Here is a 25,393-nt window from a genome sequence, read left to right as displayed (position 1 = left end):
TGCATGCGGTTCACCTATGCGGAAGCGATGACAGACCCGAGCTACTACATCCCGCTCGCCAAAGCGGCCGATGAGGCCGGCTATCACGCCATGACCATTCCTGACAGCATCGCGTACCCGGAGGTGTCGGACTCCAAGTATCTGTACACCGCCGACGGCAACCGCGAATTCCTCGACGGCAAATCCTTCATCGAGTCCTTCTCGCTCATCGGCGCACTATCGGCCGTCACCACCAAGCTGCACTTCAACATCTTCGTGCTCAAGCTGCCCATCCGGCCGCCGGCACTGGTCGCCAAACAGGCCGGGTCGCTGGCCGCACTGTTCGGCAACCGGCTGGGCCTGGGCGTCGGCACCAGCCCGTGGCCCGAGGACTACGAGATCATGGGCGTGCCGTTCGCCCGGCGCGGCAAGCGGATCGACGAGTGCATCGACGTCATTCGCGGCCTCACCTCGGGCGACTACTTCGAGTATCACGGCGAGTTCTACGACATCCCGAGCATCAAGATGACACCCGCGCCGACCAAGCCGGTGCCCATCCTGGTCGGTGGGCACGCCGACGCCGCGCTCAAACGCGCGGCGCGCAATGACGGCTGGATGCACGGCGGCGGAGATCCCGATGAACTCGACCCGCTGTTGAAGAAGCTCCAGCAGTACCGCGAGACCGAGGAGCGGATCGGGCTGGCCGACGAATTCCAGGTCCACGTCATCTCGATCGACGGGTTCTCCCTGGACGGGGTGAAACGCCTGGAGGACAAGGGGGTCACCGATGTGATCGTCGGCTTCCGGGTCCCCTACATCATGGGCGACGATACCGAGCCGCTGGACGCCAAGATCCGCAACCTCGAGTGGTTCGCCGAGAACGTCATCGCCAAGGCTACGTAGCCAGTAGCGCGTCGACGGCGCGCGCGTTGAGCACCTCGTCCAGCGCCATGACGGCACCGCCCACCGGTGCCGCCGCACCACGGTGCACCGAGGCCACCACCTCCAGCTCGCGAGTCGCCATCGCGGTCGCGTTGCCGTACAACGCTTCTCGCAACCCCGCGACGAAGATGTCATAGGCACCGGCCATATCGCCGGTGATGACGAGCACCTTCGGGTTCAGCAGATTCACCGCGGGCGAGATGCCCTCACCGACGTAGCGCCCGCTGTCGCGGATCATCCGGCGGGTCTCGGGGTCGCCGCCGTTGGCCAATTCGACGACATCGCGCAGATGCCGCACGGCGTAGCCCTGCTGCTGCAATTCGTGCACGATCGCCCAGCCGCCGGCGACGGTCTCCAGGCATCCGGTGTCCCCGCACCGACAAGCGCGACCCGCCGCGACGGCGATCTTGTTGTGGCCGAACTCGCCCGCGGCACCGGAGACCCCCCGCTGCAGCGCACCACCGGCGATGATGCCCGCGCCCAGACCGGTCGAGGCCTTGAGCACCAACAGGTCGCTGTGCCCCTCGAGCTCTCCGCCGCGCTCGGCGAGGGCGATCGCGTTGGCGTCGTTGTCCAGGATCACCGGGACGTTGCCCAGTCGGATCACGTCGGCGAAATACGGGCGCAGCGCCACCCCATCCCAGCCGCGCAGGATCGGCGAATCCCGGCTGCAACCCCGTTCGCGATCCACCGGACCGGGCAGGCTCAGTCCGATACCGAACACCTCGACACCGGGGTACTCCTCGAGCAGAACGTCGAGGCGCTTGGCGACATCGGGCATCAGGTCGTCGGGCCCCAGGGCCACCTCTTGGTCGATATCCGACAGCCGCAGGACGGTGCCCGCCAGGTCACAGACCGCCAGCCGAGTCCGGCTGATGCCGACGGAGACCGACAGCACGACGCCCGCGTCGGCATTGAAGCTCACCGGGGTCGCCGGTCGCCCGCCGGTCGAGGGCACCTGCTCACCTTCGAGTACCAGGCCGGCTGCCGTGAGCGCCGCGATGCGCGCCGCCACGGCGGTCCGGGACAGCCCCGTCGCGGTGGCGATGTCGGCGCGCGTGGTTTCCCCACGCTCCCTGATCAGGGTGAACACATCGCCGGCGGTGGCCATGCCCCGATTGAACACCGAAAACGTAAGTTCCGCCACTTTGACCCGATTTAGACAAAAGTTAGTTGGCTGGTAGGCGTAAGTGGTTCTAGGCTGATCAGGTGACTCCCACCCTCGCCCGGCCGCACCGGCCCCACTCCGTCGTCGCGCCCGACCCGACCGTGCGCTGGCTGGCGGTGTTCGCGCTGGCCCTGGGTGGTTTCGCGATCGGTACCACCGAGTTCGTGGCGATGGGACTGCTGCCCGATATCGCCGCGAGCCTGCACATCTCCGAGCCGACCGCGGGACATGTCATCTCCGCCTACGCCCTCGGTGTGGTGATCGGCGCCCCGCTGATTGCGGCGCTGACCGCGCGGATGAACCGCAAGACCCTGGTGCTCGCCCTCATGGTGCTGTTCACGCTGGGCAATCTGGCCAGCGTGTTCGCCCCGACCTACGGCACCCTGATGGCCGCTCGGTTCGTCGCGGGCATCCCGCACGGCGCCTTCTTCGGCATCGCCGCGTTGATCGCCGCGCACCTGATGGGCCCGCAGAACCGCGCGAAGGCCGTCGCACACGTGCTCACCGGTCTCACCGTGGCCACCGTCGTGGGCGTCCCGGCCGCGTCGGCACTGGGTCAGCATTTCGGCTGGCGCAGCGCTTTCGGCCTCGTGGTGGGCATCGGGCTGGTCACCCTGACCGCCATCTGGTTCTGGGTGCCGACCCTGCGCAGCATGCACATCACCAGCCCGCTCACCGAACTCGGTGCGCTGCGCCGGGTGCAGGTGTGGCTGGCCCTACTGGTCGGAATGGTCGGCTTCGGCGGCATGTTCGCCGTCTACACCTACGTGGCCACCACGATGACCGACGTCGCCGGCTTGCCGCGCGCCCTCATACCGCTGGCGCTGATGGCCTTCGGCCTCGGCATGGTGATCGGCAATCTGGCCGGCGGCCGGATGGCCGACATCTCGGTGATCCGTGGGCTGTACCTGTCGATCAGCACGCTCGGTGTGGTGCTCGCCCTTTTCGTGCTGGCCGCCCACAATCCGTGGACCGCGCTGCCGGGGCTGTTCCTCATCGGGGCCGCGGGAGCGGCCATCGGTCCGGCACTACAGACCCGGCTGATGGACGTCGCGCACGATGCCCAGACGCTGGCCGCGGCGCTGAACCACTCCGCGCTGAACATCGCCAACGCCGCCGGAGCCTGGATCGGCGGGGTGGTGATCGCCGCAGGGTACGGCTACACCGCCCCGGCGGCGGCCGGTGCACTGCTGGCGGTGGCAGGTCTGGTGGTGCTGACGCTGTCGGTCCTGCTGCAGCGCCGCCGCTGACCCCCGGTCGCTTCCGCTCCTGCCCGCAGGATCACTCGTCGATGACGTGCACGGCGGCTTCTTCCGCGGAGGCCGCCCCGCCGTCGATGCCGACGTCGGTACCGATCAGATCCGATTCGTCGTCCTCGCCGGAGCCCCCGTTGGGTGCGACCAGCCGGCCCGACCGGACACCGCCCACCTCGTCGTCTCCGGCCTGTTCGTCCGGGACGTAGGCCTCGTCCAGTTGCATCGCCGGGTCCGGGACCTCCGCGGCCAGGAACTCGTCGAGTGTGTCGTGATCGCGCGGTTCCTGCCATTTCTCCGGCGGCGAGTAGCCCTCGTCCAGGAGATCGTTGACACCGCGGTCGAGCAGGGTGTCCTCCTGCGTCAGCTGGTCGTCGTCGTCGACGCTGTACAGGCCTGCGGTCTCTTCGGGGCTATCTGGACTACTCATGGACACCACGATGGCACTGACCGCGCCCGACTGCCACCCTTCACCCGCACATCGGCGACAACCCGGAGAAGTGCACGGCGGGCAGGCCGTCGATGGTGACGAAATCGGTGCCGGGCGACCACTGGGCACCCGGGGTGATCCACGGCGGCACACCCTGCGGATACGCGATCGTGAGATCGCCGAAGTACCGGACATCGGCCGGGCAGGCGGCGTCCTTCGCGGGCTGGGGATTCCAGGCGTGCACGACAACGGGGTTCACCAGTCGGGTGCCCTGCGCGCAATTGGGTTGGCACTCCACCGAACTGTCGGTGCCTGTCCCGCGGGCGCCGTCGGGACCCCACGTCGCCCACACCATGTCCTGCAGCACGCCGGTGCCGTCGCAGTTGTAGTCGAAGGTGGCAGGCTGAGTCAGCACGGTCTTGTCCGGGTCGTAGCACTTCCCGATCGCGAACACGGGGGTGCCGGCCTGCGGTTCGGCGGTGGCGAGCGCACTCGCCCCGAATACAGCCAGGGCGGCGGCGGGCAGTGCCAGCAGGCGAATCACGTGCGGAGATTAGCAATCGGCCGGCGGGCCCGCGCGGTATCACCGGCCAGCGCGATGACCAGTTGTTCGACGACGTCGGGGTCGGTGAGCGTCTCGCCGTACAGCTCGCGCAGTTGTCCGAGGCGGTAACGGACCGTCTGCGGGTGCACGAAGAGCGCGGCGGCGACGTCGTCGCGGCGGCCCTGATGGAGCAACCACGCCCGCAAGGTTTCGACCAGTTTGTCCCGCACCGCGGGGCGTTGCGAGTCCAGCGGTGTGAGCACCGCGGCCCGTAGGTCGGCGAGTGCATCCGGATCTGCCTGCAAGACAAGGACTTTGAGGTTCTCCTCGGTGTCGAACGGATCCGCGTCCTCAGCGCAGAGATCGACCGCGCGCAGTACCCGGGCCACGGATTGGGCCACCCGCGCCCACGGCCGGTCCGGCCCGATGACCACACCGGGGATGTCCAGCTGCCGGCGCAGCGCGGAGCCGTCGGTGCACAACAGCACCGTCACCGGCCGGGTGAGCGCGGGCAGCGCATCCTCGGGCACTTCCAGGCTGGCGGCGGCGAGCACACCGGCCACCCGGCGTTCGGACCCGCGAGGTACGGCGACGGCCGTCAAGGTGGCGGGCGCACGCCACTCGGCGCGTTCGGCGCAGGCCAGCAGATCTTCCAGGGGTGCGCCTCGGAGTAGTTGGCGGGCAAGGGTTTCCCGGTGGCGCTGCCTGGCCAGTCCGGACTTGGCGAGTTCGTGGGCGTGGCCGGCGACGCTGGCGGCCGAGAGGCGATCGATATACGCGAACACCTTCTCGGCGAACACCGCGAGTTGGTCCCCCGGTACCTCGTGTGCGACGGCGACGGCGCTCCATTCGCGCCACGCGGTCCGGGCGCCGCTGCGGAACGCGGCGAGCAGCACATCGGTGGACCGGTTCTGGCGAGCTTCACCCTGGCCCAGGGCGAAGGCACCGTCGAGCGCCGGCTGGATCGACGGCGAGGTGTCCGGGTCGTCCCCCTTGGACACCAGCTGCAAGAAGGCAGCCAGGGATTGCTGGACGGCGCGTTCGATGTTCTGCCCGGTCCGTCCGCTGAAGGCGTCGGCGTAGCTCGGAACGTCGCTGACCACGGCGGCGACGGTCCGCTCGGCAACGACAGGCAGTACCGACCGCATGGCGGCCGACACCGCCTCAGGTAGCGGTGCCCACACCACCCGGTCATCCCTGCCCACACGCCCGCCGCTCTATTTGTACTTTTCGAACAATATCACCATCTAGTTTCACACAATTCTGTCGAGAACCCGCGCATTTTTACAACGATGATGGAGGCATGACTTCAGCCATCGCCAAGGTCCGACGTGGACCACTGCGCGCTGTCGCCCACATGGTGACCACTCCCCTGGTGCCGCGGGACTTTCTCGACCTCGTCGACCCGCTCGGCAGTTCGCGTGACCTGCGCGGCCGCGTCGATGCCGTCACCTCCGAGACCGACGACACGGTGACGGTGCACATCCGGGTGGGCCGCGGCTGGCGGGGACACCTCGCCGGCCAGTACGTCCGCCTCGGCGTCGATATCGACGGCGTCCGGCAGTGGCGTACCTATTCCCTGACCTCACCGGTCACCCAGACCCGCCGCCTCGCGATCACGGTCAAGGCGATCGACGGCGGGATCGTCTCGAATTACTTTGTGTCCCAGGCCCAGCGTGGCACCGTCGTGCATCTCGACCAGGCCACCGGTGATTTCACCCTGCCGCGGTCGCACCCGGCCAAGACGCTGTTCGTCACCGCCGGCAGCGGCATCACCCCGGTGATGGGGATGCTGCGCAGCCATCTGGCCGACCTCTCCGACGTCGTCGTGGTGCACAGCGCCCGCACCCCCGAGGACGTGGTGTTCGGCACCGAACTGCGCCGACTCGCCCAATCCGGTGCCATCCGTCTCGTCGAACACCACACCGGCACATCGGTGCGCCTGACCGCCGCCGATCTCGGCGCCCTGGTGCCGGACTGGGCCGAACGGCAGACCTGGGCCTGCGGGCCCGCAGGCCTGCTGGACGACCTCGAGGCGCACTGGGGACGCCATGACCTCGCCGATGCACTGCGCACCGAACGCTTCACGATGCCGTCGGTCGACGGCGGAGACGGCGGGCAGGTCAGCTTCACCAAGACCGGCATCACCGCCGACACCGCGCCCGCGACAACGCTTTTGGAGGCCGGTGAGAACGCCGGCGTGCTCATGCCGTCGGGCTGCCGGATGGGTGTGTGCTTCGGCTGCGTCCTGCCCCTGCGCGGCGGCGCGGTCCGTGACGTGCGCAACGGCGCCGTCACCATCGGCGCGCCGGATGCCGGCGTCCTCGTGCAGACCTGCGTCTCCACCGTCGCCGGCTCCTGCGAACTCGACATCTGACCACCCACATCGACGGGAAGACATCATGACCGCCATCCAGAACCAGCCCACCAGCCCGGTCGCCCACTTGACCGCCGACGATATCGAGAACCTCGGCCGCGACTTGGATGCCATCCGCCAGAGCGTCCTGGACGCCCGCGGCGCGGACGACGCCCGCTACATCCGCACTGTCATCAAGACCCAACGCGGCCTGGAGGCGGGAAGCCGCGCGGTACTGCTCTTCTCGCTGTTCCCGCCCGCCTGGTGGCTGGGCACCGCCGGGCTGTCGGCCGCCAAGATCCTGGAGAACATGGAGATCGGGCACAACGTCATGCACGGTCAATGGGACTGGATGCGCGATCCCAAGATTCACTCCACCACCTGGGAGTGGGATCACGCCTCCACCGCCGAGCAGTGGAAGCACGCACACAACGAGGAACATCACACCTACACCAACGTGCTCGGCAAGGACGGCGACCTCGGCTACGGGATCATGCGGGTCGACGAAGAACAGCGCTGGAGCCCGTTCCACCTGGGCCAGCCGGTATGGAATGCGATCAACGCGTTGATCTTTCAGTACGGTATCGCCGCGTATGACCTCAAGCTCGGCAAGAACCTGAAGACCGCGGAACGCCGCAACAACCCCGATTTCCGGGCCCGGGTGAAGGCCACGCTGCGCAAGGTCGGCACGCAGGGTCTACGCGACTACGTCGTGCACCCGCTGCTGTCGGGGCCCAGCGCGGTCACCACCCTGACCGCCAACCTCACCGCCAATCTCGTGCGCAACGTGTGGACGCACTCGGTCATCATGTGCGGCCACTTTCCCGAGGGCGTACAGACTTTCACCTACGACAGCATCGACGGCGAGACCCGCGGCCAGTGGTACCTGCGCCAGATGCTCGGCTCGGCGAACATCACCGGCAGCCGGCTCATGCACCTGATGAGCGGCAACCTGTCCTTCCAGATCGAGCATCATCTGTTCCCCGACCTGCCGAGCAACCGGTACGCCGAGGTCGCCCCGCAGGTGCGCGACATCTTCGAGCGCTACGGGCTGACCTACACCAGCGGTCCGTTGATCAAGCAGGTTGCCTCGGCCTGGGGCAAGGTCATTCGGCTCTCGCTGCCCAACGATCTGCTGGGTTCGCGCTCGTCCACGCCGCGGCAACCGGCGGCTGTGGCGGCCTGACGAACTGTCCACAGTTCACGTCAAGGGCACGCCGAACGCCAGCACCGCGGCGTCGTCTTGGACGCCGGTCCCCAGACTGTCGAGCAGTGCGCGGATCTCGCGCACGGCCTGCTGTGCGCTCGCCGGTGCCCACTCCTTCGCGCTGGCCAACAGGGCGCCGTCATCGTCGAAGCGCTCCCGACCGATTCCGGTCAGGGCCTCGGTGAGCCCGTCGGTGTAGAGCACCATCGTGTCGCCCGGGTTCAGGTGCAGGGTGTGCGCCACGAACCGCGGTTGTTCCACCATCCCGACCGCCTGACCCCCGAGGGTGTCGGCGTAGAAGGCGCTCCCGTCGGCGCCGAGCAGCAGCGGCGGCAGGTGGCCGCCGCTTGCCAATTCGATGTCGAACCCGTCTCCGGCTCTGACCATGTTGCCGTAGATCAGGGTGCTCAGCGTCCGCTTGGGCGCCAGGCCGAGGTGCTGGGCGAGAACGGAGTTCAGATTCCCGAGCACCGCCACCGGGTCCTCGTTCGAGACGGCCGCCGACCTCAGCACGTAGCGGGTCAACCCGGTGACCACCGCCGCGTCGACACCCTTGCCGATGACATCGCCCAGAAAGAAGCCCCATGTCGACCGGTTCACCGGGAACAGGTCGTAGAAGTCGCCGCCGATGTCATCGGTGGACGCGGCGTAGTAGTAGTCGGCGGCATCCAGCCCCGGTGGCGGTGACAACACCGGCGGCAGCAGTGAACGGCGCAGCGTCTCGGCGAACGCTCGGGCCCGCGCACTTTCGGCCTCGGCCCGGGTGCGCTCAGCCAGCAGTTCGCGCTCGTAAGCCCGCCGGTCCGTGGCGTCGACCGCCGTGATGCGCAGCAGCTCGAAATTCCCCTCCGCATCCGTTTTCACGTTGGCGGTCAAGAACATCGGCCGCCGTGTTCCGTCCACACCGACCATGTCGACCGTGACACCCTGCAGGTCACCGGTCATCGCCAACAGGGGCGCGAAGTGCGTCTCGTAGTGAATACGCCCACCGACGCTCAACAGGTCGGTGATCAGGGTGCCGCGCAGCGCGTCGTGCTCATAGCCCAGCCACGCCAGGACGGTGGCGTTCACGCGCAGGATTCGGCCCGCGCCGTCGGTGATGAGGTGCCCGCACGGCGCGTGCTCCCAGAGGTCGTCGACGTCGAGGGGGCTCACGGCGCTGTGGCGAATGTCGTGATCGCGGCGGCGGTGGCTTCGGGGTGGCTGACGTGGGGGCAGTGCCCGGTGGCGTCGAGGGTGACCAATCGGCTGCCCGCGATCTGGCTGTGCACGTAGGCGCCCACCCCGGTCGGCGCGATGGCGTCATGCGCGCATTCGATGACCAGGGTGGGCACCGTGACGTGAGCCAGGTCTGCGCGGTTGTCGGACAGGAAGGTGGTCCGGGCGAAGACGCGGGCGTGCGCCGGGTCGGTGCGGCAGAACGACGCTTCGAGTTCCTCGGCCAGTTCGGGACGCTCGGCGTTACCCATGATCTGTGGCGCCATCGCTGCCGACCAGCCCAGGTAGTTCAGTTCCATCGACTCCAGCAGCTCGTCGATATCGGCTCGGGAGAAGCCACCGCGGTAATCCTCGTCATCGAGGTACCGCGGCGACGGGGTCAGCATCACCAGCTTGGCGAACCGCGTGGGGTCGGCGAGGGTGGCCAGGACGCCGATCATGGCCGACACCGAGTGCCCGACGAACACCACCTCGCGCAGGTCGAGAGCGCGCACGACCTCCACGACATCCTCGGCGTACCCGCTCAGCGCGGAATACTTGGTCTCGTCCCACGCCGCCGGGTCCGATGCTCCGGAGCCGACGTGGTCGATCAACACGATCCGGAACGTGGACTGCAGTCGTTGCACAACAGAGCGCCACAGGTTCTGGTCGCAACCGAAGCCATGCGCCAGGAACAACACCGGCCCACGCTCGACACCGAGGACGGTGACGTTGTTGCGCGTGCGTACATCCACCGCGTCAGTTTAGGAGGCCCGACATCGAAGTAGTCTCGCGTCCATGACCGTGACCGTCGACGAGCTTGAGGTCGCCGATCCGGCGGACGCCTGGACCCGGGCCGGGTTCGGTGTCGATTCCGACGGTGTGTGTCGCGTCGGCGGTGTCGGCATCCGTCTGGTCGGGCGGGACGGCGGTACCGGCATCCTCGGGTGGTCGTTGCACGGCATGCGGGTCGACGGTGCACTCGACGGCATCCCGACCAAGATCTCAGACGTCGTGGCTGCGGCGCCGGGCACGCACGCCAACGGCGTCACCGCGATCGACCACATCGTGCTCCTGTCACCCGATCTGAACCGCACGGTCGCGGCGCTGGCCTCAGCCGGGGTGCAGCCGCGGCGGGAACGCGACGGCGAACTCGGCGGGAGGGCGATCCGGCAGATCTTCTTCCGGTTCGCGGACGTGATCATCGAGGTGGTCGGTTCACCCGGGGTTGCCGGTGCGGGTCCGTCGTCGCTGTGGGGGATCACGTACGCCGTCGCCGACATCGATACCAGCGCCGCGTTCTTCGCTGACTACTGCACGCCCGTGAAGGACGCGGTGCAGCCCGGGCGCCGGATCACGACACTCGATCACCGGGCCCTCGGAATGTCGGTCCGGACGGCCTTGATCTCGCCGCCTATCCTCAGCGCATGACCGACCCTGTGATCATCCATACCGACGGCGGGTGTCGCCCCAACCCCGGCCCCGGCGGCTGGGGTGCGGTACTGCGCCACCGCGAGCACGTCCGGGAGATGTGCGGCGGCGAGCCCGGCGAGACGAGCAACAACCGGATGGAACTGACCGCGCCGATCATGGCGCTGGAGGCGCTCACCCGGCCCGTGCTGGTGCACCTCTACACCGACAGCACGTATGTGCGCAACGGCATCACCAAGTGGGTGCTGGGCTGGGAACGCAACGGCTGGCTGACCGCCGCGAAGCAGCCGGTGAAGAACGTCGACCTGTGGCAACGCCTGCAGGCCGCGTGCGCTCGGCACGAGGTCGAGTGGTTCTGGGTGAAGGGCCATGCCGGAGTCGCCGACAACGAGCTGGCCGACGTGCTGGCCACCCGCGGGATGCAGGAAGCGATGGGCGTCGCCGGCTGAGTCGTCAGCCCGGCTCGGGCAGCGGTCGACGCCGCCGCCCGAGCCGATGGTCGCACGCTACTTCGAAGTACCCTGTGAGCCACCGTCGTTCGACTCGTGTGACGTCTTGGGGGTATCGGAACTCGATGCACTATCCGGCTTTGTGGCGCCCGCCGTGGCCTTCTTCGGGATGGAGAACTTCAGGGTCGGCAGCTTGAACGTGGGAAGCTTGAGCGTCGGCTTCTTCCACGCGGGCTTCGCTGCCGTGACGGTGTCGGCAGTGTCTGCCTTCTTGGTATCGCCGGCGGTGTCCGTCGACGCCTCCGGGGCACCGTCCGCGGCGGCAGCCGCCACCTTCTGCTTGGGAACCGTCTTCGGGGCCGTGTCCACCTTCGCCGTCGACAGCGTCACGGTCGGAGTCGAGTCGGCGATCGCCGTGGACGCCACATCTTGGGTCTTGGCATCGGTCTTGGTCGTCACCGCCAGCGTCGGCGACGGGGTGAACAATGCCTTCTCCGCGGCGATGAACCCTTCGATGGCCGTCTTGATGGCGTTGAGGGCGAAGTTGATGGCCTGGGCCGGAGTGAATTTGCCCAGGACGAACGTGCCGTCCAGCGCGCTGGCCAAGGCACCTTGCACACCGGCGGCGATCGGAAACAGTAGTCCCTGGGTCAACAGGCTCGGCTGCTGAGCCAGCCGGTTATCCACGTGAAGGCCGGCGAGTACCTGCGTCACGCCCTTCACCAAAGTGTCCGCCGCGTAGGTCACGACGTAGAGCGGAACGGTGACCGCCGTCCCCAACGGGCCGGCCGGTTGGTAGTAGTACGGCGCGAAGAAGTCCACGCCGCTGGTCAGCTGCAACGGCAGCGATTTCACCTCGTGCACCGCCAGCGGTACCACGCGTTCTGCGGCGTGTTGCACCGACGGTGCGCTCACCACCGCCGCGGTCGCTATGGCCATGGCACCGGTCAGCGCCAGCGTCGGCGTCATACGTTCACGGATATCGATCAGAGCGTCCACTCTTCCCCCGTCGGTCGGATTCAACATTGTCAGCAACCATGCGTTTGCCGCCTGGTGAGCAGATCACGACGTCCAGCAAATGTCTGTGATTTTGCACAGCTGGACTAACTTCACAGCGAATTGGCAGGTTGTTCCGGATCAGTCGGGCACAACACCGTCGAGCAGAGGTGACCTACTCCCAGACCACCTCGGCAGGCGTCTTATCCGGCCGCAGCCCCCGCCAGCTGGGCTGACGCAATCGACCGTCCGATGTGCGTTCGCTGTAGCGCACCTCACCCACCAGTTCTGGCCGAACGAATGTCACGCCGCGCCCGTCGAGTGTGGAAAGCTTTGCATTGAAGGGTGATTCGCGGGTTTCCAGCGGCTTCAGCGTCTCCCGCAGATCGCTGAGCATCTTGTCGGTGAAGCCGGTGCCGACCCGCCCTGCGAAGTGCAATCCGCCCTGGGCGGGAATGCCGACCAACAGTGCCCCGATGCCGCTGGTGCGCCCGCCCTCCCCCGCGCGCCAACCGCCGATCACCACTTCCTGGGTGTTCCAGAACTTGTCCTTGATCCAGGCCGTGGACCGCCGGCCGGGCTGATAGGTCGAGTCCCATTTCTTGGCCACCACCCCTTCCAGCCCGCGCCGGCGCGCCTCGTCCAGCGCACCGGTACCCGGGAGCAGGTCGGGAACGATCAGCCCGCCGCCGGCGGCCAGAGTTTCCAACAACTTCCGCCGGTCCCGGTAGGTGGCGCGTAGCAGCATCCGGCCGTCGAGTGCCAGCAGGTCGAACGCCCAGAACTCGACGTGGGTGTCGGGTCCGCGGTTCTGCATGGCCTGGAAGCTGGGCACCCCACCCTCGAGCGCGACGACCTCGCCATCGAGGGTCACGTGGTGGTCGGCCAGATCGGCGGCCACGGCCTGCAACTGCGGGAACTCGGCCGTGACATCGCGTCCGCTGCGCGAACGTAGTTGCGCCACACCGTGATCAGCGTCGACGAGCAGCCGGTAGCCGTCCCACTTACCTTCGAACGCCCATAGCGACGGATCGAGTTCGGCGACGGAGCCGTGTGTGGTCAGCATCGGCGCGATCTCGCCGGGCTGGTCCTTCATGCGCTGCACGATCCAGTTCTTGCCCTCGGTCTGGATCAGCACGTAGCGGCCGGAGATCCGCGAGCCGCGCAGGTTGACGATCACCTCACCCTTCTTGCCGCTCGGGTCGCCGTCATCGCGGAACTTCTCGGTGTCATAGCGTCCGGAGTCCCAGATCCGGACCTCGCCGCCACCGTATTCGCCCTTGGGAATCGAACCTTCGAAGGTGGCGTACTCCAGTGGGTGGTCCTCGGTGTGCACCGCGAGGTGGTTCACCGAGGACTCGCCGGGCAGGTTCTTCGGCACCGCCCAGCTGACCAGTACGCCATCGCGTTCCAGCCGGAAGTCGTAGTGCAGGCGCCGGGCGTGGTGCTCCTGGATGACGAACCGGTCGCCGGAGCCACCCAGGCGGCGGCCCTCTGCGGTGGTCCCCACCACCGGCGGGGCGCTGGGCACCGGCTCTGGTGTCTTACCCGGGTCCCGCATGCTGCGGTATGTGGTGAGTTTGTCCGGCAGCACCACGGTGTCGTCGAGTCCGGCCAGCAGGTCGCCGTCGCGGTCGAGGCGGGCCAGCACCTCGTCGAAACTCAACTGCCGCAACGCCGGATCGTCGAGCTCCGCCCAGGTCCGCGGCGCCGCGACGGTCGGGTGCTCGCGGCCACGCAGCGAGTACGGGGCCACCGTGGTCTTGGCGGCACTGTTCTGGCTCCAGTCCAGGAACACTTTCCCCGCGCGCAGGCTGCGGGTCATGGTGGCGGTCACCTGCTCTGGCATCGCCTGCTCCAGTTGCTGGGCCACCCGGCGCGCCAGGACCGACGCGCCGTGCGAGCTGACCGGTTCGGTCAACGGCACATACAGGTGCACACCCTTGCTTCCGCTGGTGACCGGGAATGTCGGCAACCCGATATCGGCCATCAGATCGCGCACCTCGCGGGCCACCGCGCACAACTGGCCCATCTGCACCCCGTCTCCGGGGTCGAGATCGAACACGATGCGGGTGGCCGGCCCCACCGTCTGGGCGACGAACTTCCACTGCGGGACGTGTACCTCCAGCGCCGCCTGTTGGGCTATCCACGCCAGGCCTTCCCGGGTATCGATGATCGGGTACACGGTGGTCGCCGACTTGTGTGCGATGGCGCCGCGGCCAAGCCAGTCCGGCGCCGAAGAGGCCAGTTGCTTCTCGAAGAAGGACGCCTCGTCGACCCCGTTGGGCCACCGTTTCCGGGTCACCGGTCGGCGGGCGATATGCGGCACCATCGCGTCGGCGACGGCCAGGTAGTACTCGAAGACCTCGGCTTTGCTGGTGCCGGTCGCCGGATAGAGCACCTTGTCGGGGTTGGTCAGTTTGACGCGGCCGTAGCGCTCCACCTCATCAGGTTATTCCCGCATGCCTCCTGACAGCATTACTCGCTGTTACCTTGGGATGGTGAGGCGATTCTGCGTGGCGTGCCTGATGGTCGTGGCGGCGGTCGCCGGGGCCCCGGCCGCCGGCGCGGATCCAGCTGACCTGGTGCCGTACTGCTCGGGTGATCAGACGCCGATGGACAGCAATTGCCGGGTGGCGCCGTCGCAGGTCTTCACCCATGACCACTCCGGCGCCAATCCCGAGACACCGCTGGGTCTCACGCCCGACGAAGTACCGGCGGTGTAGCCGATGCGGTCGATCTGGAAAGGTTCGGTCGCCTTCGGTCTGGTGAACGTCCCGGTGAAGGTGTACAGCGCCACCGAGGACCACGACATCAAGTTCCATCAGGTACATGCGGAGGACAACGGGCGCATCCGCTACAAGCGCACCTGTGAGGTGTGCGGCGAGGTGGTCGAGTACCGGGATATCGCGCGCGCTTACGAATCTGACGACGGGCAGACGGTGGTGATCACCGACGAGGACATCGCCACCCTGCCGGAGGAACGCAGCCGCGAGATCGAGGTGGTCGAGTTCGTTCCCGCCGAGCAGCTCGACCCGCTGATGTACGACAAGAGCTACTACCTGGAACCCGATTCCAAATCGTCGAAATCCTATGTGCTGCTGGCACAGACGCTGGCATCGACGGACCGGGTCGCCATCGTCCACTTTGCACTGCGCAACAAGACGCGGCTGGCGGCGCTGCGGGTCAAGGATTTCAGCAAGCGGCAGGTGATGGTGGTACACACCCTGCTGTGGCCCGACGAGATCCGCGACCCGGACTTTCCGGTGCTGGACAAGGAAGTCGAGATCAAACCCGCCGAACTGAAGATGGCCGGGCAGGTCGTGGAGTCGATGACCGACGATTTCCACCCCGAACAGTTCCACGACACCTATCAGGATGAGCTCCGCGAGCTGGTGACGGCCAAACTCGAGGGTGGCGAGGCCTTCACCACCGAGGAGCAGCCGGCCAACCTCGATGAGGCAGAGGATGTCTCGGACCTGCTGGCCAAGCTCGAGGCCAGTGTGAAGGCCCGACAAGGCGATGGCGAGAAGCCACCCGCGAAGAAGGCTGCCGCCAAGAAAGCCCCGGCCAAAAAAGCCCCGGCCAAGAAGGCCGCCGCCAAGAAGTAGCGGCGGGCATTCCGTTCCTCACCCCGGGACCGCCGGCTCGCGCCTGAGCCGAAACCCGCCCAGACGTGACAGTCCCCGACAAATTAGAACGTGTTTCAGAAAGTGGTTCCGAAGCTTAGTCAGCCTTGCTACCGTGGCGCCGGAGAGAGAAACGAGGCAGGCATGATTCTGGACAGATTCCGGCTCGACGATCAGGTCGCGGTGGTCACCGGCGCGGGCCGCGGACTGGGCGCGGCGATCGCAGTTGCCTTCGCGGAAGCCGGTGCGGACGTGCTGATCGCGTCGCGTACGCAGGCTCAGCTCGAGGAGGTCGCGGCGCAGATCGCCGCCACCGGCCGCAGGGCCCATATCGTCGTGGCCGACCTCGCTCATCCCGAGGCCACCGCCGCGCTCGCGGAACAGGCGGTCGGCGCGTTCGGGAAACTAGACATCGTCGTGAACAACGTCGGCGGCACCATGCCCGGCCCACTGTTGAACACCTCCACCCAAGACCTCAAGGATGCGTTCACGTTCAACGTCGGGACCGCACACGCGCTCACCCAGGCGGCCGTGCCGCTCATGCTGGAGCACTCCGGCGGCGGCTCGATCATCAACATCACCTCGACGATGGGCCGGCTCGCCGGACGCGCGTTCGTCGCCTACGGCACCGCCAAGGCCGCCCTTGCCCACTACACCAGGCTGGCCGCGCTCGACCTGTGCCCGCGGATCCGGGTCAACGCCATCGCACCGGGATCGATCCTCACCTCGGCGCTGGACATCGTGGCCTCGAACGAGGCGTTGCGCGACCCGATGGAGAAGGCCACCCCGATGCGCCGACTCGGTGATCCCGTCGATATTGCCGCTGCGGCAGTCTATTTGGCATCGCCGGCCGGTTCCTACCTGACGGGCAAGACCCTCGAGGTCGACGGCGGCCTCACCTTCCCGAACCTCGACCTGCCCATCCCGGATCTCTGAGGAGCACGCAAGAATGGCCATCAAAGTCGCCGCGATCGGCACCGGAAACGTCGGCAGGCACGCCCTGAGTCAGCTCATCACCGACCCTGCCTACGAGCTCACCGGCGTGTGGGTATCCTCGGCCGCCAAGGCCGGCCAGGACGCGGGCACGCTTGCCGGTCTTGATGTCACCACCGGCGTCATCGCCACCAACGACCTCGGCGACGTGCTGGCCACCGAACCCGAATGTGTCGTCTACACCGCGATGGCCGACAACCGGCTGCCCGAGGCCCTGGAGGACTACCGCCGCATCCTGGCCGCCGGCGTCAACGTGGTGGGCAGCGCGGCCGTGTTCCTGCAGTACCCCTGGCAGGTGTTGCCCGTCGAACTGATCAGCCCCATCGAGGAGGCGGCACGGGCGGGATCTTCGTCCATTTTCATCAATGGGATCGACCCCGGATTCGCCAACGACCTTCTGCCCCTTGCTCTTGCCGGTACGTGCCAGAGCATCGAACAGATCCGATGCATGGAGATCGTCGACTACGCCACCTACGACAGCCCCACGGTGATGTTCGACGTGATGGGATTCGGCAAGTCCCTCGACGAGCTGCCGATGCTGTTGCAGCCAGGGGTCCTGAGCCTGGCCTGGGGGTCGGTGGTGCGCCAGCTCGCCGCCGGCCTGGGCATCGAACTCGACGAGGTCACCGAGACCCACGTGCGGGTACCCGCGCCGGAGGACTTCGACATCGCCTCCGGGCGCATCCCCCAGGGCAGCACAGCGGCCATGCGGTTCGAGGTACGCGGCATGGTCAAAGGTCATCCCGCGGTCGTCCTTGAACATGTCACCCGGCTGCGCGACGATCTGTGCCCGGAATGGCCCCAGCCCGCACAGGAGGGTGGGTCTTACCGCGTCGAAGTGACCGGCGAGCCGTCTTACGCCCTCGATCTCTGCCTGAGCAGCCGCAAGGGCGACCACAACCACGCCGGACTGGTGGCCACGGCCGCCCGCGTCGTCAACGCCATACCCGCTGTGGTGGCCGCGCCGGCGGGCATCGTCACCACGTTGGACCTGCCCCTCATCACAGGGAAAGGGCTGTACGCTGGCGCTTGACGCCGGAGTTCAATGAGAGGGGCCCGCGGATGCGGTCAATGTTCGTTCTGCCTTCACTCCTTGCTGCGGCCGCCGTGGTGCTCGCACCGACCGCCGCAGCCGACCCGGACTCCACGTCCGATTCCAACCTGCCTTCGTGTACCAGCGTCGGCGGAAACGAAATGGGCGGCGCCGCAACCGAATGCGCCACGCCCGGCAACGTTCAGCTCAACGCCTCCCCGCCGGAGCCCACCTACCCGTACCCCTGGGACGACGAGTTCTATGGACCCGCCCTGATCATCGGTGGCGACGGCGGAGGTGGCTACCACGGCGGCGGAGGCGGTCACCGCTAGGAGGCCACATGCGCATCGTCGTGATACCGGCCCTGCTCGCCGCCGCGATGCTCGGCGTGCCGGTGGCGGCAGTGCTTTCTGCGCCGCTCGCGGCGGCTGCACCCCAATGCGTGCACACCGGCCCGATGACGACGCAATGCGCATCGCCCGGGCACACCCAGATCGTCACGTCGCCTCCCGCCACCAACAACGGCCCGTTCTACGGTTGGCCCTACGGGGGCGGCGGGATCGTCATCGGCCTCGGCTGAGCCGACCCGACTGGTGACGATCGCAAGGTTTCGGCTACCCTAACTTTTCTATTCGTAGCCCCGGATAGAAGAGAGGGTCAGTTGTTGCAGGACACGCAGACACGGGTACGGCCGGGCTGGTATCTGCTCGGGCCCGCCTTCGTCGCCTCCATCGCCTACGTCGATCCCGGCAACGTCGCGGCCAATGTGAGTGCCGGAGCCCAGTTCGGTTACCTGCTGGTCTGGGTAATCCTGGTGGCCAACGTCATGGCCGGGCTGGTGCAGTACCTGTCAGCCAAACTCGGGCTGGTCACCGGCCGCTCGCTGCCGGAAGCGATCGCCGACAACACCCGCACTCCCACCCGGATCGCCTTCTGGTTGCAGGCCGAGACGGTCGCGATGGCCACCGACCTGGCCGAGGTCGTCGGCGGCGCCATCGCCCTGCATCTGCTCTTCGACCTACCCCTGCTGGTCGGCGGAATCATCACCGGCGTGGTCTCCATGCTGCTGCTGGCCGTGCAGAACCGCCGCGGACAGCAGGTCTTCGAGCGGGTGATCACCGGACTGCTGCTGGTCATCGCCATCGGATTTCTCACCAGCCTGTTCGTCGAGCCACCCGCACCCGCGGACATCGCCTCGGGTCTGATCCCCCGATTCGACGGCCCGGAGAGCGTGCTGCTGGCCGCCGCCATGCTGGGCGCCACCGTCATGCCGCACGCGGTGTATCTGCATTCCGGGCTGGCCCGCGACCGGCACGGCCAGCCGGACGCCGGCCCGGCCCGGCGGCGCCTGCTCCGCATCACCCGCGTCGACGTCGGCATCGCGATGCTGATCGCCGGCGCCGTGAACCTCGCCATGCTGCTCGTGGCGGCCACCAACCTGCAGGGTATGGAGAACACCGACTCGATCGAAGGCGCGCACGCCGCGGTGGCCGACACCCTTGGCCCGGTGGTGGCCTTGTTCTTCGCGATCGGGCTGCTGGCCTCGGGCCTGGCCTCGACCTCGGTCGGCGCCTACGCCGGGGCGATGATCATGTCGGGTCTGCTGCGCCGCACCTACCCGCTGTTGCTGCGCCGGCTGGTGACGCTCATCCCGGCATTGGTCATCCTGGGCATCGGTGTCGACCCGAGCCGCGCCCTGGTGATCTCCCAGGTGGTGCTGTCGTTCGGGATCCCGTTCGCGCTCATCCCACTGGTCCGGCTGACCAGCAACCGCACGCTGATGGGCCCCGACGTGAACCATCGCATCACCACCGGACTGGGCTGGCTGGTGGCGGCCGTCATCACCGTGCTCAATATCGTGCTCATTTACCTGACTGTGCGAGGCTGAATGAAGTTGTCGCACATCTATTTCGCGTACGGGTCCAACCTGTGCGTGGACCAGATGGCGCGGCGCTGCCCCGATGCCACCGACCCCCGGCCCGCGACGCTGCCCGATCACGACTGGTTGATCAACGAACGGGGCGTGGCCACGATCGAACCGCTGGACGGCACACTGGTGCACGGTGTGCTGTGGCGGGTCAGCCCCCGTGATCTGTCCACCCTGGACAGCGCCGAAGGAGTCCCGGTGCGGTACCGGCGCGACCGCCGGGTGGTGTTCACCGAGGACGGCCCGCGCGACGCCTGGGTCTACATCGATCCGCGCGTCGAGCCCGGACCGCCGCGGCCCGGCTACCTGGAACGGATCATCACCGGCGCCGTCCACCACGGGCTGCCTCAGGCGTGGATCGACTTCCTGCACCGATGGGACCCCGCCGGCTGGCCCCGCCGCGACCGCGGCGCGCACGCGTCGGCGCCGCAATCACTCACCGCACTCCTGGCCCACCCCGAGGTGTCCGAGGCGGTGACCCTGCGATCGCGGTTCGGCTTCCTGGCCATCCACGGCGGCGGGCTGGAACGGATGACCGACGTCATCGCCGAACGCGCCGCCCAGGCCAGCGGGGCGTCGTCCTATGTCGTGCGTCATCCCGCCGAGTATCCGCACCACCTGGCCTCCGCCCGGTATCTGCCCGAGCAGTCCGAACACCTTGCGGCATTTCTCGACCACGTCGACATCGTGGTGTCCCTGCACGGCTACGGCCGCATCGGCCGGAGCAACCAACTGCTCGCCGGGGGCGGCAACCGGGCGCTGGCCGCACACCTGGCCCGGCATCTGTCGATACCGGGCCATCACCTGGTGACCGATCTCGAGGCGATACCCCGTGAACTGCGCGGTCTGCATCCGCAGAACCCGGTGAACCTCGCCCGGCAGGGCGGCACTCAACTCGAATTACCGCCGCGCGTGCGCGGACTCAGTCCGCGCAGCGGAATGGTGGGACCCGACGGACTCACCCCTGCCACCGCGGCCCTGGTCCGCGGACTGGTCGCGGCCGCTCGCTCCTGGCACTGATGAAGAACGACTCGTAGAGCCGCCACGCCGCGGCGGTCGCCTTTGAGGCAAGTTCCTCTGTGCGCCTGGCGATCTCGTCTGCGTCACCGCCGGCATCCACGAGGGCCGCCTTCCTCGACGGCGTGGCCATCCAATCCTCGACCAACGCTGCGGTGACTTCCGGGTGGAACTGGACACCGACGTGCGCGCCATGGGTGTACGCGTGCAGACAGCGTGGCGTCTCGGCCAGTACCGTGCTGCCGGGCGGCGCGGTGATGTGGTCGCCGTGCCAGACGAACCACGTACCACCGTATGGCGCCGGCCCGGACACCTCACACCAGCCGATCTCCGAGCCGCCCATCGGGCTCACCCGGCCCCCGAGCCGCAAGGCCAACAACTGTGCGCCGAAACAGATGCCCAGCACCGGGGTACCGGCAGCCATACAGGCTCCGACGAAGTCGTGTTCGGCTCGTATCCAGTCGATGTCGAGATCGTAGGCCGACTCCTTGCTACCGAGCACGGCGATGGCCCGATACCGGCCCGCGGCCGGGAACTCCTCGGTCTCGACGTCGACGACGCGGTAGTCCCAGTCCTGGTCGGCGAGCCACTGCGCGAGGTTGCCGGGACTGTCGTCATGCTGATGCTGCAGGACCAGAACGAGGTCTGACGCGTTCACTGGAACGACCTCGCCTCGTCAGCGGCCGAAGCTTCGGTGAAATACACTGCTGCCCTTCGGGTTCGGTCGACTTCGGTGTTGAACACATCCGGTCGGGCGTAGTGCCCGGTGACATCGAAGTTCAGCCGCTCCTGCGCCACCCGAGACAGGTCGAGTTCGGCGACCAACACCCCCTCCACCCCGACCACCGGGGATATCAGCCACTTTCCGTTCGGCCCCGCCACTGCGCTGCCCCCGTCGAACACCGTCTGTTCGCAGGCTTGGCGAAGGCGTTGCGCCAGCGGGAAGTCATCGGGGATGGAATCCGCGGTGACCAGGCCAGAGGCCGCGATGCTGAACACCCGTCCCTCGGCGGCGACGAACCGGGTGATGTCACCGGTCAGGGTGCTCGATCCGGGCCACGACCCGATATGCACCGTCTCGCCCTGGGCGTACAGCGCCGAGCGCGCCTGCGGCATCCAGTTCTCCCAACAGTTCAGGCTGCCCACCGTGGCGGAACCGAAGCGGTGTGTCCGCAGGCCGGCGCCGTCGCCCTGAGCCCAGACCAGTCGCTCGTCGTAGGTGGGAATCAGCTTGCGGTGATGCCCCACCAAGCCCCGGGCCGGGTCGATGGTCAGCAAGGTGCACCACACACTGCCGGTCCCCACATCACGCCCCCGTTCGGAGACGCCCACGATGATGCCGATGCCCAGGTCCGCGGCGATGGTCTCGATCTCCCGCTGTTCGGGGCCGCCGATCTCCACGGCAGAGTCGAGATAGTAGGCATAGCAGTCTTTTTGGTCGGCACTGTCGAACAGGGCGCCGCCAGTGCGCGGCGGCCAGAACGGGTACCCGGACAGATAGGTTTCCGGATACGCGATCAGCGTGGCGCCGGCGGCGGAGGCGACCCACGCCGCCTCCGCGATCCGCGCCAGCCGGGCGGCCGGTTTGAGCCAGGGCCCGCCCAGTTGTGCGGCGGCTACCGTGATCGTGTGCGGTCCGGGTGTCGATTCGCGATGCTCGGCAACGACTTTGAGTGTCATCGTCAGAATACTTCGAAGTATTCGCGCTGTTCCCAGTCGGTGACGGCGGCGTTGAACCGGGCGACCTCTTTCTTCTTCACCGTGGTCAGGTAGTTCACGAACACGTCGCCGAGTTCGCGTCGCATCAGCTCGCTGCTGTCGAAGCAGCGCAGCGCCTCTTCCAGCGTGGCGGGCACCAGGGGCACGTCGGCCAGGTATGCCTCATCGGCCGACGGCCCCGGATCGAGCTTGCGCGCGATGCCGTCACGTCCGCTGATCAACTGCGACGCCAGGTACAGGTATGGGTTGGCAGCGGGCTCGCCGATCCGGTTCTCCAGGTGCGTCGAACCGTCACCGCGCGCGCCGGAGACGCGGATCATCGCCCCGCGGTTCTCCTCCGCCCACGCAATCCGGTCCGGGGCAAAAGAATTGGCTATGTAACGCTTGTAGCCGTTGATCGTCGGCGTGGTCAGTACCGAACTGGCTCTGGCGTGTTCCAGCAGACCCGCCATGAAGTGCCGCGCCACCTCCGAGAGCAGCTCGCCGTTCTGGCCGGGAAAGATGTTGGGCGAGCCGGCATCCCCGAGGGATTGGTGCAGATGCCAGCCGCTGGAGACGATGTTGGGAAACGCGGGCCGGGACATGAACGTGGCGTGGTAGCCGTGCCTGCGACAGATCTGCTTGATGGCGCTTCGGATCAGCAGGACGTTGTCGGCCGAGGCGATACCGAGGAGCGGATCGAAGGTCATCTCGACCTGGCCCGGCCCCCATTCGTCTTCGATGGTGGCCAACGGCATGCCGAGGGCGACGATCTGGTCGCGCAGGACGCTCAGGATCCCGTCGGCTTCGTCGCCGCGATTCTCGGTCAGGTATTGGTAGCCGTGGGACAGCGCCGTCACCTCGGGCGGCGCCGGTGGCCAGCCCGAGTCGGCGAACGAGAGCTTCGGGTCGACGAGCCGGGTGAGGTAGAACTCGAGTTCGGCACCGGTGGTGTAGGTGTAGCCGTCACGTTCGAGTGCGGTGAGCTGGCGCTGGAGCACCCCGCGGGTGTCGAACGGCACCCGCTCGCCGTTGCGGTAGTAGAACTCGGCGAGCACCCAGCCGGTGCCGTCTACCCAGGGCAGCACCCGGAAGGTGGTGGGGTCCGGCACCAGCACGCCGTCGGGCAGTCCGGTCAGCCGCTCGTCGCCGAAGCCGCCGGCCTCGAACGGCGGCACCGCGGGATTGTTGGTGGTGTCGAAGATCAGGGTGGCGGTCTGGAAGTCCTTACCCTCGGCCATCGCCGAGAGGAAGTGCTTCACCTCCAGCGTCTTGCCGCGCAGGATGCCGTGTTGATCTCCCCAGCTGATGCGCACCTGCCGCAGATCGAGCTCTGCGATGCGGGCGATCAGTCGTTCACCCGCGTCTTTCTGCTCTGGCGACCACAGGTCGTGGGTGGCAATGAATGAAGAGCCCATCGCTGATCCTTATCGTCCGGCCGACCGACCTGAGTTCAGGTGATCAGATCACCTGACTTGTTATATCAGCGTTCTGCCATCTCCACGACTCGAAGCGTCAGCCTCTGTTGATCAGATGATCGGTCGTACTGACCAGGTGCGTCAGCATCTTCTCGGCCGCATCGGCCGGCTCACCGCGCCGGATCGCATCGCGGATGCCCTGGTGGTCGGCCAGGGAACGGCTGGGCTGCCCCGGGCGGGTGAGCGAGGTCTCCGACGTGCGGTCGAGCGGTTTGCGCAAGCCCTTGAGCAGCTTGATCAGCACCGGATTGTGCGACGCAGCGGCCACTCCGAGGTGGAAGCGGCGGTCACCGTCCAGGCCGGGCTCCCCCGCGTCGATCTCGGCTTGCATCTGTTCGAGCGCTGCGTCCAGTTCGGCCAGGTCACTCTCGTCGGCACGTACCGCGGCCAGCCGGGCACATTGCGTTTCCAGCGCCTGTCGCGTCTCCCAGATGTAGGGGTGATCCACATGGGTCTCGACCAGTTCGGTGGCCAGCGACGAGATCACGTCTTCCGGACGCTGCTGGAGGTAGATGCCGTCACCGTGGCGTACGTCGACAATGCCCTGCGCGCGCAGGGCATTGATCGCCTCCCGCACCGATGACCTGCCGACCTGCAATTGCGCGGCGAGGTCGCGCACGTTGGACAGCTTGTCGCCGGGTTGCATACCGCTGGTGTCGATGAACTCCCTGAGCCGTTCGCTGACCTGCTCATAGAGCGGCCGGCGGTCCACCTGACGCATCCCGGCCATCGCCCGTCCTTGTCCGCTGATCTGATCTTCTGATCACCAGTTTGACAGATCGGCCCGGCGAACCGCGCTCCAGCCGGGGCGCGCACCAAAGAAGTTGCCGCACTGGCAGTTTCCAACAGCTAGTCGGCCTAATATCACCCCATGACCCATGACTTCCGGTTCGGCTTCAGCATGCGCGACGCCACCTCCGCAGGGTTCGTCCAGGAAGAGGCCCGGCGCGCCGAGCATCTCGGCTACGACGTCCTGCTCGTTCCCGACCATCTGGGGATCGCCGCTCCGTTTCCCGCGCTGACCGCCGCGGCCACCGCCACTGAGCGGCTGCACCTCGGGACGTTCGTACTCAATGCCTGTTTCTACAAGCCGGCCCTGTTGGCCCGCGATGTGCAGACCCTGCACGACATCTCCGGCGGCCGGTTCGAGGTCGGCCTGGGCGCGGGGTACGTCAAGGAGGAGTTCGACGCCGCCGAGCTGCCGTTCCCCAGCGCCGGGAAGCGCGTCGACTACCTGGCACACGTCACCGCCTATCTGGCCGAGCACGTCCCGGACGCACCGATCGTGATCGCCGGCGGGGGCGACCGGCTGCTCACCGTGGCAGCCAGGTGGGCCACCACCATCGGTGTCACCGGCGATCTGGCCGATCGCCTCGCGTTCCTGCGCACCGTCGCCGGCGACCGTTTCGACGCGCTGGAACTCAACGTGGCCATCACCGCGGTGCCGACCGACGGGTCCGGGATTCCGGACCTCAAGATGACGCGCCGGTTCGCACCGGACGCGACCGACGAGGAACTGCTCGACAACCCGGGCGTGCTGTCCGGGACGCCCGCAGACCAGGCCGACAAGCTGCGCCGGCTGCGCGACGAGCACGGCGTCACCTATTTCGTGGTGCAGTCCGCGCACGCCGAGGCGTTCGGGAAGGTGATCGCCGAACTCAGGTAG

Annotated in this window: 27 protein-coding genes; 15 read left to right on the top strand and 12 right to left on the bottom strand. The window is 67.6% G+C overall.

All coding sequences use genetic code 11. The features are described from left to right. The first annotated feature begins 3 nt into the window (after positions 1 to 3). Positions 4 to 882 carry an LLM class flavin-dependent oxidoreductase gene (locus H7J86_RS19870; RefSeq protein ID WP_267292798.1) on the top strand — a complete coding sequence of 293 codons (879 nt, stop codon included), beginning with the start codon at positions 4 to 6 and terminating at the stop codon, positions 880 to 882. Here the strand turns inward: H7J86_RS19870 and H7J86_RS19865 are convergent. After that, positions 875 to 2,032, bottom strand: coding sequence for an ROK family protein (locus H7J86_RS19865; RefSeq protein ID WP_267292796.1), 1,158 nt, complete (start codon positions 2,030 to 2,032; stop codon positions 875 to 877). The two genes, H7J86_RS19870 and H7J86_RS19865, sit on opposite strands and share 8 nt — an antisense overlap. A gap of 98 nt (positions 2,033 to 2,130) precedes the next feature. Between H7J86_RS19865 and H7J86_RS19860 the strand changes: the two genes are divergently transcribed. Further along, complete coding sequence (locus H7J86_RS19860; RefSeq protein ID WP_090354867.1) at positions 2,131 to 3,339, top strand: MFS transporter; 1,209 nt, start codon at positions 2,131 to 2,133, stop codon at positions 3,337 to 3,339. A gap of 31 nt (positions 3,340 to 3,370) precedes the next feature. Here H7J86_RS19860 and H7J86_RS19855 read toward each other — a convergent pair whose 3' ends face one another. Genes H7J86_RS19855 through H7J86_RS19845 form a run of 3 tightly spaced genes read right to left on the bottom strand, consistent with a single transcriptional unit; the run spans position 3,371 to position 5,521 of the window. Then, entirely contained in the window at positions 3,371 to 3,772 is a 402-nt protein-coding gene (locus H7J86_RS19855; RefSeq protein ID WP_090355090.1) for a DUF5709 domain-containing protein, read from the bottom strand. 40 nt (positions 3,773 to 3,812) lie between these two features. Continuing rightward, entirely contained in the window at positions 3,813 to 4,316 is a 504-nt protein-coding gene (locus H7J86_RS19850) for a hypothetical protein (protein ID WP_090354865.1), read from the bottom strand. Next, complete coding sequence (locus H7J86_RS19845) at positions 4,313 to 5,521, bottom strand: PucR family transcriptional regulator (protein ID WP_267292794.1); 1,209 nt, start codon at positions 5,519 to 5,521, stop codon at positions 4,313 to 4,315. The genes H7J86_RS19850 and H7J86_RS19845 overlap by 4 nt, the downstream gene beginning before the upstream one ends. Positions 5,522 to 5,619: 98 nt before the next feature. On the opposite strand from H7J86_RS19845, the gene H7J86_RS19840 reads away from it, so the two are divergent. Together H7J86_RS19840 and H7J86_RS19835 are read left to right on the top strand one after the other, a co-directional pair. After that, complete coding sequence (locus tag H7J86_RS19840; RefSeq protein ID WP_267292792.1) at positions 5,620 to 6,693, top strand: ferredoxin reductase; 1,074 nt, start codon at positions 5,620 to 5,622, stop codon at positions 6,691 to 6,693. 25 nt (positions 6,694 to 6,718) lie between these two features. After that, positions 6,719 to 7,858, top strand: a complete 1,140-nt coding sequence (locus tag H7J86_RS19835) for a fatty acid desaturase family protein (RefSeq protein ID WP_267292790.1) — start codon at positions 6,719 to 6,721, stop codon at positions 7,856 to 7,858. A gap of 15 nt (positions 7,859 to 7,873) precedes the next feature. Here H7J86_RS19835 and H7J86_RS19830 read toward each other — a convergent pair whose 3' ends face one another. Together H7J86_RS19830 and H7J86_RS19825 are read right to left on the bottom strand one after the other, a co-directional pair. Continuing rightward, the gene (locus H7J86_RS19830; protein ID WP_267292788.1) at positions 7,874 to 9,034 is read right to left on the bottom strand and encodes a PP2C family protein-serine/threonine phosphatase; all 1,161 of its coding nucleotides are present in this window, start codon (positions 9,032 to 9,034) and stop codon (positions 7,874 to 7,876) included. After that, positions 9,031 to 9,831, bottom strand: coding sequence for an alpha/beta fold hydrolase (locus H7J86_RS19825; protein WP_090354859.1), 801 nt, complete (start codon positions 9,829 to 9,831; stop codon positions 9,031 to 9,033). Before H7J86_RS19825 ends, H7J86_RS19830 begins: the two co-directional genes overlap by 4 nt. Positions 9,832 to 9,874: 43 nt before the next feature. Between H7J86_RS19825 and H7J86_RS19820 the strand changes: the two genes are divergently transcribed. Together H7J86_RS19820 and rnhA are read left to right on the top strand one after the other, a co-directional pair. After that, a complete protein-coding gene (locus tag H7J86_RS19820; RefSeq protein ID WP_267292787.1) occupies positions 9,875 to 10,507 on the top strand; it encodes a glyoxalase in 633 nt (210 codons plus the stop codon). Further along, positions 10,504 to 10,956 (top strand): ribonuclease HI, encoded by a 453-nt coding sequence (gene rnhA, locus H7J86_RS19815; protein ID WP_090354855.1) that lies wholly within the window; start codon positions 10,504 to 10,506, stop codon positions 10,954 to 10,956. Before H7J86_RS19820 ends, rnhA begins: the two co-directional genes overlap by 4 nt. A 57-nt stretch (positions 10,957 to 11,013) precedes the next feature. Here rnhA and H7J86_RS19810 read toward each other — a convergent pair whose 3' ends face one another. Both H7J86_RS19810 and H7J86_RS19805 read right to left on the bottom strand, forming a co-directional pair. Beyond that, positions 11,014 to 11,955, bottom strand: a complete 942-nt coding sequence (locus H7J86_RS19810; RefSeq protein ID WP_267292785.1) for a hypothetical protein — start codon at positions 11,953 to 11,955, stop codon at positions 11,014 to 11,016. 172 nt (positions 11,956 to 12,127) lie between these two features. After that, complete coding sequence (locus tag H7J86_RS19805; protein ID WP_267292783.1) at positions 12,128 to 14,395, bottom strand: ATP-dependent DNA ligase; 2,268 nt, start codon at positions 14,393 to 14,395, stop codon at positions 12,128 to 12,130. A 55-nt stretch (positions 14,396 to 14,450) separates the two neighbouring features. Here H7J86_RS19805 and H7J86_RS19800 point away from each other — a divergent pair, with 55 nt between their 5' ends. The 8 genes from H7J86_RS19800 to H7J86_RS19765 all read left to right on the top strand — a co-directional run bounded on the left by H7J86_RS19800 (position 14,451) and on the right by H7J86_RS19765 (position 20,554). Then, positions 14,451 to 14,678, top strand: a complete 228-nt coding sequence (locus H7J86_RS19800) for a hypothetical protein (RefSeq protein WP_170847130.1) — start codon at positions 14,451 to 14,453, stop codon at positions 14,676 to 14,678. A 3-nt stretch (positions 14,679 to 14,681) separates the two neighbouring features. Next, positions 14,682 to 15,563 carry a non-homologous end joining protein Ku gene (gene ku / locus H7J86_RS19795; RefSeq protein ID WP_187096869.1) on the top strand — a complete coding sequence of 294 codons (882 nt, stop codon included), beginning with the start codon at positions 14,682 to 14,684 and terminating at the stop codon, positions 15,561 to 15,563. 162 nt (positions 15,564 to 15,725) lie between these two features. Further along, entirely contained in the window at positions 15,726 to 16,517 is a 792-nt protein-coding gene (locus H7J86_RS19790) for an SDR family oxidoreductase (RefSeq protein ID WP_090354846.1), read from the top strand. Positions 16,518 to 16,530: 13 nt separating this feature from the next. Continuing rightward, on the top strand, positions 16,531 to 17,607 hold the full coding sequence (locus H7J86_RS19785; protein ID WP_267292781.1) for an NAD(P)H-dependent amine dehydrogenase family protein: 1,077 nt from the start codon (positions 16,531 to 16,533) through the stop codon (positions 17,605 to 17,607). 38 nt (positions 17,608 to 17,645) lie between these two features. Continuing rightward, on the top strand, positions 17,646 to 17,939 hold the full coding sequence (locus tag H7J86_RS19780; RefSeq protein WP_267292779.1) for a hypothetical protein: 294 nt from the start codon (positions 17,646 to 17,648) through the stop codon (positions 17,937 to 17,939). 8 nt (positions 17,940 to 17,947) lie between these two features. Beyond that, positions 17,948 to 18,187, top strand: coding sequence for a hypothetical protein (locus H7J86_RS19775; protein WP_267292777.1), 240 nt, complete (start codon positions 17,948 to 17,950; stop codon positions 18,185 to 18,187). A gap of 81 nt (positions 18,188 to 18,268) precedes the next feature. Next, positions 18,269 to 19,495 carry an Nramp family divalent metal transporter gene (locus tag H7J86_RS19770; protein WP_090354838.1) on the top strand — a complete coding sequence of 409 codons (1,227 nt, stop codon included), beginning with the start codon at positions 18,269 to 18,271 and terminating at the stop codon, positions 19,493 to 19,495. After that, a complete protein-coding gene (locus H7J86_RS19765) occupies positions 19,496 to 20,554 on the top strand; it encodes a poly-gamma-glutamate hydrolase family protein (RefSeq protein ID WP_267292775.1) in 1,059 nt (352 codons plus the stop codon). Here H7J86_RS19765 and H7J86_RS19760 read toward each other — a convergent pair. The 4 genes from H7J86_RS19760 to H7J86_RS19745 form a co-directional block, all read right to left on the bottom strand. After that, positions 20,493 to 21,209, bottom strand: coding sequence for a type 1 glutamine amidotransferase (locus H7J86_RS19760; protein ID WP_090354836.1), 717 nt, complete (start codon positions 21,207 to 21,209; stop codon positions 20,493 to 20,495). The two genes, H7J86_RS19765 and H7J86_RS19760, sit on opposite strands and share 62 nt — an antisense overlap. Then, complete coding sequence (locus H7J86_RS19755; RefSeq protein WP_090354834.1) at positions 21,206 to 22,231, bottom strand: carbon-nitrogen hydrolase family protein; 1,026 nt, start codon at positions 22,229 to 22,231, stop codon at positions 21,206 to 21,208. The genes H7J86_RS19760 and H7J86_RS19755 overlap by 4 nt, the downstream gene beginning before the upstream one ends. 2 nt (positions 22,232 to 22,233) lie before the next feature. After that, a complete protein-coding gene (locus H7J86_RS19750; RefSeq protein WP_090354832.1) occupies positions 22,234 to 23,667 on the bottom strand; it encodes a glutamine synthetase family protein in 1,434 nt (477 codons plus the stop codon). A gap of 97 nt (positions 23,668 to 23,764) precedes the next feature. Then, the gene (locus H7J86_RS19745; RefSeq protein ID WP_267292772.1) at positions 23,765 to 24,457 is read right to left on the bottom strand and encodes a FadR/GntR family transcriptional regulator; all 693 of its coding nucleotides are present in this window, start codon (positions 24,455 to 24,457) and stop codon (positions 23,765 to 23,767) included. 141 nt (positions 24,458 to 24,598) lie between these two features. Here H7J86_RS19745 and H7J86_RS19740 point away from each other — a divergent pair, with 141 nt between their 5' ends. Continuing rightward, the gene (locus H7J86_RS19740) at positions 24,599 to 25,393 is read left to right on the top strand and encodes a TIGR03621 family F420-dependent LLM class oxidoreductase (RefSeq protein ID WP_267292770.1); all 795 of its coding nucleotides are present in this window, start codon (positions 24,599 to 24,601) and stop codon (positions 25,391 to 25,393) included.

The organism is Mycobacterium hackensackense (assembly GCF_025822555.1).
GTDB lineage: Bacteria > Actinomycetota > Actinomycetes > Mycobacteriales > Mycobacteriaceae > Mycobacterium > Mycobacterium fluoranthenivorans.
This window is presented reverse-complemented; position numbering and strand designations above follow the sequence as displayed.

Bases quoted from the DNA above. Each gene is read 5' to 3' on its own strand.
- H7J86_RS19755 (WP_090354834.1), bottom strand. From the start codon at position 22,231: ATGACACTCAAAGTCGTTGCCGAGCATCGCGAATCGACACCCGGACCG.
- H7J86_RS19775 (WP_267292777.1), top strand. From the start codon at position 17,948: ATGCGCATCGTCGTGATACCGGCCCTGCTCGCCGCCGCGATGCTCGGC.
- H7J86_RS19790 (WP_090354846.1), top strand. From the start codon at position 15,726: ATGATTCTGGACAGATTCCGGCTCGACGATCAGGTCGCGGTGGTCACC.
- H7J86_RS19745 (WP_267292772.1), bottom strand. From the start codon at position 24,457: ATGGCCGGGATGCGTCAGGTGGACCGCCGGCCGCTCTATGAGCAGGTC.
- H7J86_RS19865 (WP_267292796.1), bottom strand. From the start codon at position 2,032: ATGGCCACCGCCGGCGATGTGTTCACCCTGATCAGGGAGCGTGGGGAA.
- H7J86_RS19835 (WP_267292790.1), top strand. From the start codon at position 6,719: ATGACCGCCATCCAGAACCAGCCCACCAGCCCGGTCGCCCACTTGACC.
- rnhA (WP_090354855.1), top strand. From the start codon at position 10,504: ATGACCGACCCTGTGATCATCCATACCGACGGCGGGTGTCGCCCCAAC.
- H7J86_RS19780 (WP_267292779.1), top strand. From the start codon at position 17,646: ATGTTCGTTCTGCCTTCACTCCTTGCTGCGGCCGCCGTGGTGCTCGCA.
- H7J86_RS19750 (WP_090354832.1), bottom strand. From the start codon at position 23,667: ATGGGCTCTTCATTCATTGCCACCCACGACCTGTGGTCGCCAGAGCAG.
- H7J86_RS19785 (WP_267292781.1), top strand. From the start codon at position 16,531: ATGGCCATCAAAGTCGCCGCGATCGGCACCGGAAACGTCGGCAGGCAC.
- H7J86_RS19740 (WP_267292770.1), top strand. From the start codon at position 24,599: ATGACCCATGACTTCCGGTTCGGCTTCAGCATGCGCGACGCCACCTCC.
- H7J86_RS19765 (WP_267292775.1), top strand. From the start codon at position 19,496: ATGAAGTTGTCGCACATCTATTTCGCGTACGGGTCCAACCTGTGCGTG.
- H7J86_RS19800 (WP_170847130.1), top strand. From the start codon at position 14,451: ATGGTGAGGCGATTCTGCGTGGCGTGCCTGATGGTCGTGGCGGCGGTC.
- H7J86_RS19820 (WP_267292787.1), top strand. From the start codon at position 9,875: ATGACCGTGACCGTCGACGAGCTTGAGGTCGCCGATCCGGCGGACGCC.
- ku (WP_187096869.1), top strand. From the start codon at position 14,682: ATGCGGTCGATCTGGAAAGGTTCGGTCGCCTTCGGTCTGGTGAACGTC.
- H7J86_RS19855 (WP_090355090.1), bottom strand. From the start codon at position 3,772: ATGAGTAGTCCAGATAGCCCCGAAGAGACCGCAGGCCTGTACAGCGTC.
- H7J86_RS19870 (WP_267292798.1), top strand. From the start codon at position 4: ATGCGGTTCACCTATGCGGAAGCGATGACAGACCCGAGCTACTACATC.
- H7J86_RS19840 (WP_267292792.1), top strand. From the start codon at position 5,620: ATGACTTCAGCCATCGCCAAGGTCCGACGTGGACCACTGCGCGCTGTC.